Here is a 5,757-nt window from a genome sequence, read left to right on the forward strand (position 1 = left end):
ACGCTGACCGACAGGTTCACAGTGACCACAGCGGGGGGGACCACGCAGACGGTGACGGTGACACTCACTGGCATCAATGATGCTGCAGTAATCGCGGGCGGCAAGACCGGCAGCGTCACCGAAGACAGTGCCGTTACCAATGGCGCACTGACAACGGGCGGCACGCTCACGGTGAGCGATACAGATACCGGCGAGGCGGTGTTCGTGGCACAGGCGGCCACGGCGGGGAGCTATGGCAGCTTCACGCTGGGGACGGACGGCACCTGGAGCTATGCCGCAGACAACAGCCAGGCCGCAATCCAAGCGCTTGGTACGGGGGATACGCTGACCGACAGATTCACAGTGACCACAGCGGGAGGAGATACCGAGACGGTGACTGTTACCATCACCGGCACGGATGACCTTATGCCTCGGAGTAGCCGCTTTTCTGTCAGTGGCATGTCGGCAGTTGACGAGGCGGTTCGCGGCACGGAAGCTGTGAACAGCCATGGGTTTGACAACTTGACCGTCGGGGCGCCGGGGGTCAGTCATTTTGAGGGCGCCAGTTCCTTCACCTTCGACAACAGTTTCACTGACACTGCTACGAGCGATAGCACGGACGGAGACGAGATCCTTGTAAATCAGGGAGCTGACACTCTGATTGGCGGTAGCAGTGACGACCGGCTGCAAGGCGGCGCCAGATCCGACCGCTTCGTGGTGGAGGACGAAGCCGGTACGGTGACGATCCTCGACTTCGATGGCGGAGAGGGCGACCGGATTGATCTCTCGGCCTTCGGTATCGCCGATTTTGCAGCTGCCGAGGTACTGATCTCTCCCCAGGGTCCGGGCGGGCATGACACGCGTATAGAGCTGGACGCCGATACGGTGGTGGTTCTTGAGGACGTCTCGCCTTCTGCCCTCGTCGCGTCGAACCTGATCCTGTGAGGAGGCCTGCCGCAGGCGGGCGCGTGGGGACACGCGCCCGCCTCATGGTTGTTGCTGCGTTGCTTCTGGGCGTATGCGCGCCGCCACCCAAGTTGGAGCCGCGGGAGCGGACGGTCCTTGCGTGGCTGGCGTCTGATTTTGTGGGAAGCCGGTTCGGTGGCGCCGTGGCGCCCAGCCCCGCGTTTGGGCGCAGCCAGGCCGCGCTGCTGGAACGCGAGGCCGATTTGCTGGCTGCGGGAGGCTGTGTGGTGCCGCAGCTGTCTCTGAGCCTGCGATCGGGCGGCACTGCGGGCTTCAAGATCTCGGCGCTTGCGACGCTGATCCAGCTTGTCTGCGATGCGGTCACCGGCGACATCCTCGACCTGTTCGCGCTTTCTCCCGAAACCCTCACCTCGGTCCGGCTGACCGGCAGGGAGTCATGATGACCCGATCCGCGCCTGTGACCGGCCCCGATCCGCTGGCCCGCTGCGTCATGCATCTGTCGGCACATCTGGGCCATCCCGTGTCCGAAGCCGCGCTTCTTGAGGCGCTGCCCGCAGAGGAGGCCCCGGCCCAGAGCGCCGATGCGTCGCTGGCCCAAGGCCTGCGCCGGGCGATCATCGCCGCCGAACGTGCCGGGCTTTCGGCGTTTTTCGGACGGCGGGCGGCGGCGCGGATCGGAGCCGAGCTGCTGCCCGCGATCCTGCCGATGCGGGACGGCGGGGCGGTGGTGCTGCATGAACGGCGCGGGGAGGATGTGGTGATCCACGATCCGCTGCAGGGCGATGGCCTGTGGACGAAGCCTGCCGCAGACCTGTTTTCCGGATGGACGGGCCATCTTCTGTCGCTGCGCGTCGATCCGGCGCGGGCGGCGCGGGCGCATGACGGCACCGGCGGCGCCGAGGGGCACTGGTTCCGCGGCGCGCTGGCCGCCAATCGCTGGGCCTATGTGCAGGTGGGCATCGCGGCGGTGGTGACCAATGTGCTGGCGCTGGTGGCGTCGCTGTTCACCATGGTCGTCTATGACCGCATCCTGCCCTCGGCGGCGACCGACTCGCTGTTGGCGCTGACGGTGGGGGTCGGGCTGGCGCTGGTCTTCGACCTTGTGGTGAAGACGATCCGGGCGACCTTCATCGATCAGGCCGGGCAGCGCGCGGACCAGCGCATGGGGCAGCAGATCTTCGACCATGTCATCGGAATCCAGCAGGGCGCGCGGCGCGGCTCGGTGGGCGCGGTCAGCGCCACCTTGCGCGAATTCGAGACCCTGCGCGATTTCTTCACCTCGGCCACGCTTGTGGCGCTGGTCGATCTGCCCTTCGTGCTGATCTTTCTGGCCGCGATCTTCTTTCTGGGCGGGCCGCTGGTGATCGTGCCGGCGGTGGCCGTGCCGCTGGTCCTGCTGGTCGGGGTCGCGGTGCAGCCGGTGCTGGGGCGGCTGGCCGACCGGATGCTGTCGGAGGGGCAGCTCAAGCAGGCCGTGCTGGTCGAGACGCTGACGGGGATCGAGACGATCAAGGCCACCGGGGCCGGGGCGCGGATGCGGGCGCGATGGGCCGAGGCGCTGGCGCGGCAGTCGGATTATGCCACCCGCAGCCGGGGCGTGACGCAGCTTGCCATCAACCTGACCGGCTTCCTGCAGCAGGCGGCGCAGATCCTGATCGTGGTCTATGGCGCCCTGCTGGTCGTGGAGGGCGAGATCACCTCGGGCGTGCTCATCGCCTCGGTCATCCTGACGGGGCGGGCGCTGGCGCCGCTGGCGGTCATCGCCCAGACCCTGACCCGGCTGCATCAGGCCCGCACCTCCTATCGCAGCCTCGACGGGCTGATGCAGGCGCCGGTGGAACGGCCTGCCGGGCGGCAGTGGCTGGCCCGTCCGATCCTTGCCGGGGGCGTGGCGTTCGAAAACGTGGATTTCGCCTATCCCGGCCAACGCGGGCGGGCGCTGGAGGGGGTCAGCTTCACCATCCGGCCCGGGGAACGGGTCGCCTTCCTTGGCTCGGTGGGGTCGGGCAAGAGCACGGTCGCGCGGCTGGTTCTGGGCCTGCATGCGCCGGGGTCGGGGGCGGTGACCGCCGATGGCGTCGACCTGCGCCAGATCGATCCGGCCGACCTGCGCCGCAACATCGGCACCGTGCTTCAGGACACATGGCTGGTCTCGGGCACGCTGCGCGAGAACATCGCGCTTGGGTCGCACCAGCCCACCGATGCCGCGATCCTGCGGGCCGCCCAGCTTGCCGGTGTCGAGGACTTCGCCGCCCGCCATCCGGACGGCTATGCCATGCGCCTGTCCGAACGGGGCGAGGGGCTGTCGGGGGGGCAGCGGCAGGCGGTGGCGCTGGCGCGGGCGCTTCTGGACGAGCCGTCGATCCTGCTGCTCGACGAGCCGACCGCAGCGATGGACACCACCTCCGAGGCGGCGCTGATCGCCCGGCTGAAGCCGCTTCTGGAGGGGCGGACGCTGCTGCTGGTGACGCACCGGCCCAGCCTTCTGGAGCTTGTCGACCGGGTGATCGTGCTCAATGATGGCAAGGTGGTTGCGGACGGGCCGAAATCGATCCTGCAGCGCCGCCCCGTGGCCGCGCCGGGAAGTGCCGCATGAAGCGGGGGGATCTGGATGTGCTGGCGCGCGAGATGCGGGGGCGCACGCCGCTGACCGCGTCAGCGCTGCTGTTCACCATCGTGGGCGTGATCGCCGCGACGCTGCTCTGGGCCAGCGTGACGGTGATCGACGATGTGACCCGGGCGCCGGGCCGTGTGGTGCCCGCAGGGGACATTCAGGAGGTTCAGGCCTCCGAGGAAGGGGTGATCCGCGAGGTTTTTGTGAGCGAAGGTCAGGAGGTCGCTGCCGGTGATCCGCTGATCGAGCTCGACGCGCTGGTCCAGACCAGCCAGCTCAACCGCGAGATCCAGCGCGCCCGGGCGCTGGAGGCGCGGATCGCCCGGCTGTCGGCGGAGATCGAGGGGCGCGCGCTGGTCTTTCCCGCCGATGTCGAGCGGGACGCGCCAGAGCTTGTGGCCAGCGAACAGGCGCTGCATCTGGCGCGCAGCGCCGAACTGGCGGCACAGATTGCCGTTCTTGACCGCCAGCGCCAGCAGCGCCTGCAGGAAGAAGAGGTGGCCCGGATCGACATCCGCACCGCCGAACGCTCGCTGGCCATCGTGACCGAGGAACGGGATCTGCTGGCCCCGCTGGTCGAGCGCGGCATCGAACCGCAGACCACGCTGCTCACGCTCCGGCAGCGCGAGGAGGATCTGGCGGGCCGGATCGCGTCGGGGCAGGCCTCGCTGCAGCGCGTTGCCGCGGCCCTGTCGGAAATCGATGACACCATGGTGGCGGTCCGCAGCGAGCTGCGTTCCGAGGCTCTGGCCGACATGGCCGAGGCGACGGGCGAGCTTGCCAGCCTGCGCCCGTCGCTGCCCGCGCTGGAAAGTCTGGCGGCGCGCGCGGTGCTGCGCGCCCCGGTGCGCGGCATCGTCAACCGCATCCACCGCCGGACGCTGGGCGGGGCCGTCCGGCCCGGCGAGGATCTGGTCGAAATAGTGCCGCTGGATGACAGCCTGCTGGTCGAAGCCTATGTGCTGCCACAGGACATTGCCTTCCTGCAGCCAAAGCAGCCGGTGCGCGTCAAGATCAGCGCCTATGACTTCACCCGCTACGGCTCGCTCGAAGGTTCGATCCTGCGGATCGGCGCCAATGCCGTGCGCCGGGACGAGCGCGATGAGGGCGAGGTCTTCGTCGTGACAGTGCAGACGACCGGCGCCATTCTTGACGCGGACGGCCTGCAGGTGCGCATCCTGCCAGGCATGACCGCCGAGGTCGACATCCTTGCCGGAGAGCGGCGCGTAATCGACTATCTTCTGCAACCACTGGAACGCGTGCGCTCCCGCGCCTTCCGTGAATGATGAGATCCGCATCCCAGCTGGTGTTGCTCATCGCCTTGCAGCCACACTCAGCCGACAGGTCCGCGGCGCCGACCAAGTGCATGCTGCCCGGCTGCCCGGGCCATGGTGATGCCGCATAAAAGATGGCCACGAGTCATCCTGTCGCAGCTATTCGGCAACATTGGGACGGTGTCCCCGCTCCGCCCGGACCGCCCGGACAGCCCGCCAATCAATACCCTCGAAGAGGGCCGAGAACTGCGCCGACGACAGCCGGATCATCCCGTCCGCCGGCTTCGGCCATCGGAAGGGGCCGCCCTCGAGCTTCTTGTAGGCAAGCCCGAGACCCGTTCCATCCCAGACCAGGCATTTCAACTGATCGCCGCGCTTGGAGCGGAAGATGAAGATCGCGCCGCTGAAGGGGTCCCGCCCGAGAACCTCCTGAACGATCAACGACAGGCCTGCATGTTGTTTGCGGAAGTCGACGGGCCGCGTCGCAAGATAGATCTGGTACGGACCGCCCGGCAAGATCACGAGCCGCCCCGAACTGCCGCGATCACCCTGCTCAGGTGGGGCGCGTCGAATGTCGGCGGGACAAGGATACGGATATCGCCGAGCTCCAGCACCAGCGAAGCAGATCGACCTTCCCGGGAATCCCCGGCGTCGTCCGAAACCGACACCGGCAGGAACTCAAGCGCGTCATCGTCCGGCATCGGCAGAAGCCCGTCACGAGCAGCCCGCCGCCAGGCGTGCAACTGAGGCGCTGAGATCTCGTGCTTGCGGGCGATGTCGGCAACCGACACGCCGTCGCGGTAGGTCTCCAGCACGACCGACGCCTTCACATGCTCCGGCCAGCGCCGTCGGCCTGTCGGACCCGTAACGGGTCGTTTGCGGGAGAGTGTGAAATCCTACTCTAAGCTGACAGCGGTCGTTCGTGCAGCGCGCGGCGAAGGTCGGCTTCGAGCCTATTCCGTT

The 5,757-nt window shown here is 68.0% G+C and carries 5 protein-coding genes and 1 pseudogene; 4 read left to right on the top strand and 2 right to left on the bottom strand.

The features are described 5' to 3' along the window. The 4 genes from BLR51_RS26525 to BLR51_RS26540 form a co-directional block, all read left to right on the top strand. Positions 1-924, top strand: a 924-nt coding sequence (locus tag BLR51_RS26525) for a VCBS domain-containing protein (protein WP_207543708.1), incomplete at its 5' end; no start/stop codon positions are given. A 44-nt stretch (positions 925-968) separates the two neighbouring features. Continuing rightward, on the top strand, positions 969-1,346 hold the full coding sequence (locus tag BLR51_RS26530) for a hypothetical protein (RefSeq protein ID WP_165616961.1): 378 nt from the start codon (positions 969-971) through the stop codon (positions 1,344-1,346). Continuing rightward, positions 1,343-3,502, top strand: a complete 2,160-nt coding sequence (locus BLR51_RS26535) for a type I secretion system permease/ATPase (RefSeq protein ID WP_207543709.1) — start codon at positions 1,343-1,345, stop codon at positions 3,500-3,502. Before BLR51_RS26530 ends, BLR51_RS26535 begins: the two co-directional genes overlap by 4 nt. After that, positions 3,499-4,806 carry an HlyD family type I secretion periplasmic adaptor subunit gene (locus tag BLR51_RS26540; RefSeq protein WP_089852554.1) on the top strand — a complete coding sequence of 436 codons (1,308 nt, stop codon included), beginning with the start codon at positions 3,499-3,501 and terminating at the stop codon, positions 4,804-4,806. Before BLR51_RS26535 ends, BLR51_RS26540 begins: the two co-directional genes overlap by 4 nt. A gap of 147 nt (positions 4,807-4,953) precedes the next feature. Here the strand turns inward: BLR51_RS26540 and tnpB are convergent, their stop codons facing one another. After that, the gene (gene tnpB, locus BLR51_RS26545) at positions 4,954-5,316 is read right to left on the bottom strand and encodes an IS66 family insertion sequence element accessory protein TnpB (RefSeq protein WP_089852555.1); all 363 of its coding nucleotides are present in this window, start codon (positions 5,314-5,316) and stop codon (positions 4,954-4,956) included. After that, a pseudogene (locus BLR51_RS26550) lies at positions 5,313-5,636 on the bottom strand (transposase); the annotation flags it as partial. The gene tnpB and the pseudogene BLR51_RS26550, both read right to left, overlap by 4 nt. Positions 5,637-5,757: the final 121 nt, after the last annotated feature.

The sequence above is a fragment of the Salipiger marinus genome (assembly GCF_900100085.1).
Lineage (GTDB): Bacteria > Pseudomonadota > Alphaproteobacteria > Rhodobacterales > Rhodobacteraceae > Salipiger > Salipiger marinus.